Source organism: Robertmurraya beringensis, from assembly GCF_042433785.1.
Taxonomy (GTDB): domain Bacteria; phylum Bacillota; class Bacilli; order Bacillales; family Cytobacillaceae; genus Robertmurraya_A; species Robertmurraya_A beringensis.
The window spans coordinates 1-2,515 of sequence record NZ_JBHLUU010000069.1 but is presented as its reverse complement, the minus strand read 5'-3'; the positions used below and the strand labels follow the sequence as shown (position 1 = coordinate 2,515).

Genomic DNA, 2,515 nt, shown 5'->3' with positions numbered 1-2,515 from the left:
GTGTAAACGATAAACTAGAATTAACAGTTTTCCACAATTAAGAGTAAACAGAATTCCACAAATAAGATTTAACAGTTTACCCTAAGCTGGCTTGCTTTCAAATATACTGGAAATAGTCTATTGAAAGTGAGGAAAGAGGAGTGGAAAGAAGAGTGCTATACAATGAGATTCATAAACTTCGTAGTCAAGGATTTTCCAAAAGTCAGATAGCAAGGAAGCTAAATGTCTCTAGGAATACGGTCATTGATTACGAAAGGATGTCACCAGAGCAGTTTTATGAGTTTGCGATTTCTCTTCAGACTAGAGAAAAGAAGTTGGATCCCTATCACGAAGAAATTTTAGGATGGATAAAAGAACATCCAGATCTTACTGGAGCACAAGTGTTTGACTGGCTAGAGGAAAGGTTTGGGGTACAATCCGTTTCGGAGAACACGGTTAGAAACTATGTCAATGAGATTCGGGAGGTTTACCATATACCAAAGCAAATTCTGAAACGAGATTTTATCACTGTACCCGATTTGCCAATGGGACTACAGGTGCAAGTGGATTTTGGACAGGCGCGGTTACCAACAACACAGGGAAAATATAAAAGGTTATATTTCGTAGGTTTTATCCTAGCACACTCAAGGTACAAGTATGTAGAATGGCTAGACCGACCTTTCAAAGCTCAAGATTTGATTCATATGCATGAAAATGCCTTCCGGCATTTCGGGGGAATGCCGATCGAAATGGTTTACGATCAAGATCGTTTACTCGCAGTCAGTGAAAACGCTGGAGATTTGATCTTGACGGCCGAATTCACTAAATATCATCAAACTCGTAAGTTCAAAATCTATCTCTGCAGAAAATCGGATCCGCAGTCGAAGGGAAAAATTGAACAAGTAGTAAAGTACGTTAAGAATAATTTTTCGAAAAATAGGATTTTTGATAATCTTACAGACTGGCAAGAGTCTAGTATGAAATGGCTGAAACGTACTGGTAACCATAAGGTACACCATAATACGAAAAAGAGACCTGATGTGGAGCACGCCCTGGAAAAGCAACACCTACAAAAGATCTCTGGTACTTACATTTTTGAAAAAGTCTTCACTGATAGTATAACAAGAACTATCCATAAGGACAATGTAATTCGTTTTGATGGCAATCGCTATAGTGTGCCTCTTGGCACCTATCGAGAAGGAGCAGCAAACATTGCTTATATTGAAACAGATAAAGAATACCTATACATACGTCTTCAACGAAATGGACAGGTTTTAGCTAAACATTCGCTTGCATCTGGTAAAGGAAATCTTATATCTGATCCACTACACCGAGAAAGAAATCATACAAAACGCAACCTACTTATTCAGCAAATTGAAGAATCAATTAATGATTATGAGCTTACAAAGTGGCTTATCGGGGTTCTAACTATGCATTATCCACGACATCTAATCGATCAGCTGCGAATCGTTCAGGCAGTAATTTTAAACTATCCCTCCATAATTAATGAGGCGATAAGTGAGTTGAAACGGTTGAAATTGACAAGTGCCAATGATTTACGGGACATTGCCCATTCAATAGAATTACAGAGTAAGAGAATACCATCATCAAATGGAATAATAAACGAGAAATATAAAGACCTTATAGCTCCTGTGCGAAAAGATGATATTTACATGGAAGTCCTCCAGGGAGGTGGTCGAAGATGAGTCAACCTTATCAGGCTCTACAGGAAAAGTGTCGTACATTGCGTCTCGCCGAGACATCTAAAGAGCTCCCTAGTCTCTTACGAGAGGCAGAAGCTAAGGGATGGACCTACCATGAGTTCATTCACGAAGTGCTTAGTTATGAGATGCACTGTCGCGAGAAAAAGAACAGTGAAAAGCTGATGAAATGGGCTGAGTTTCCGGAAATAGTTACATTCAAAGATTTCCGAATAGAAGAACAATCAGCTATTGGAGAGAAGCAATTAAATGTATTAAAGGAATTGTCTTGGATTGACGAATATTTTACGTTGATAATGATGGGCCCTACAGGAGTCGGAAAGACGTTCCTTTCAACAGCCCTCGGTATCCACGCCATTGAGCGTGGGTACCAGGTATCATTTATATCGATGGAGAGACTCATTTATGTGCTGAAGTCTAAAGAGCATATAAGTAAGTCTAAAACAAGGTATAAAAGGATAACGTCTTCTGACTTAATCATTATAGATGATTTAATGTATGTCGCTTTTGAACCAGAAGAAGCTCATCTGTTCTTTCAGTTCATTTACGAGATGTATGACAAGGCAGCATTCATCCTTACATCAAATAAAGGCCCAGCAGAATGGGGAAAATTCCTAGGGGACCAAACACTTACGACGGCAATACTGGATCGTCTTTTACACCGAAGTGAGATATTAAGCTTCAAAGAGGATCAAGACAGTATAAGAATGAAATATCGAAAGGTCTTATTTGATAATCAAAGTGTTTAATCTTATTTGGTGAAAACTGTTCAAACTTATTTGTGAAAAACTGTTGATTTCTACTTGACGGTTACA

The 2,515-nt window shown here is 38.5% G+C and carries 2 protein-coding genes; both read left to right on the top strand.

Annotated elements, in window-relative coordinates; all coding sequences use genetic code 11:
* The first annotated feature begins 140 nt into the window (after positions 1 to 140).
* On the top strand, positions 141 to 1,685 hold the full coding sequence (gene istA, locus ACFFHF_RS12000) for an IS21 family transposase (protein ID WP_377058237.1): 1,545 nt from the start codon (positions 141 to 143) through the stop codon (positions 1,683 to 1,685).
* Positions 1,682 to 2,449 carry an IS21-like element helper ATPase IstB gene (istB, locus tag ACFFHF_RS11995; protein WP_377058236.1) on the top strand — a complete coding sequence of 256 codons (768 nt, stop codon included), beginning with the start codon at positions 1,682 to 1,684 and terminating at the stop codon, positions 2,447 to 2,449. The genes istA and istB overlap by 4 nt, the downstream gene beginning before the upstream one ends.
* Positions 2,450 to 2,515: the final 66 nt, after the last annotated feature.

Bases quoted from the DNA above. Each gene is read 5' to 3' on its own strand.
- istB (WP_377058236.1), top strand. From the start codon at position 1,682: ATGAGTCAACCTTATCAGGCTCTACAGGAAAAGTGTCGTACATTGCGT.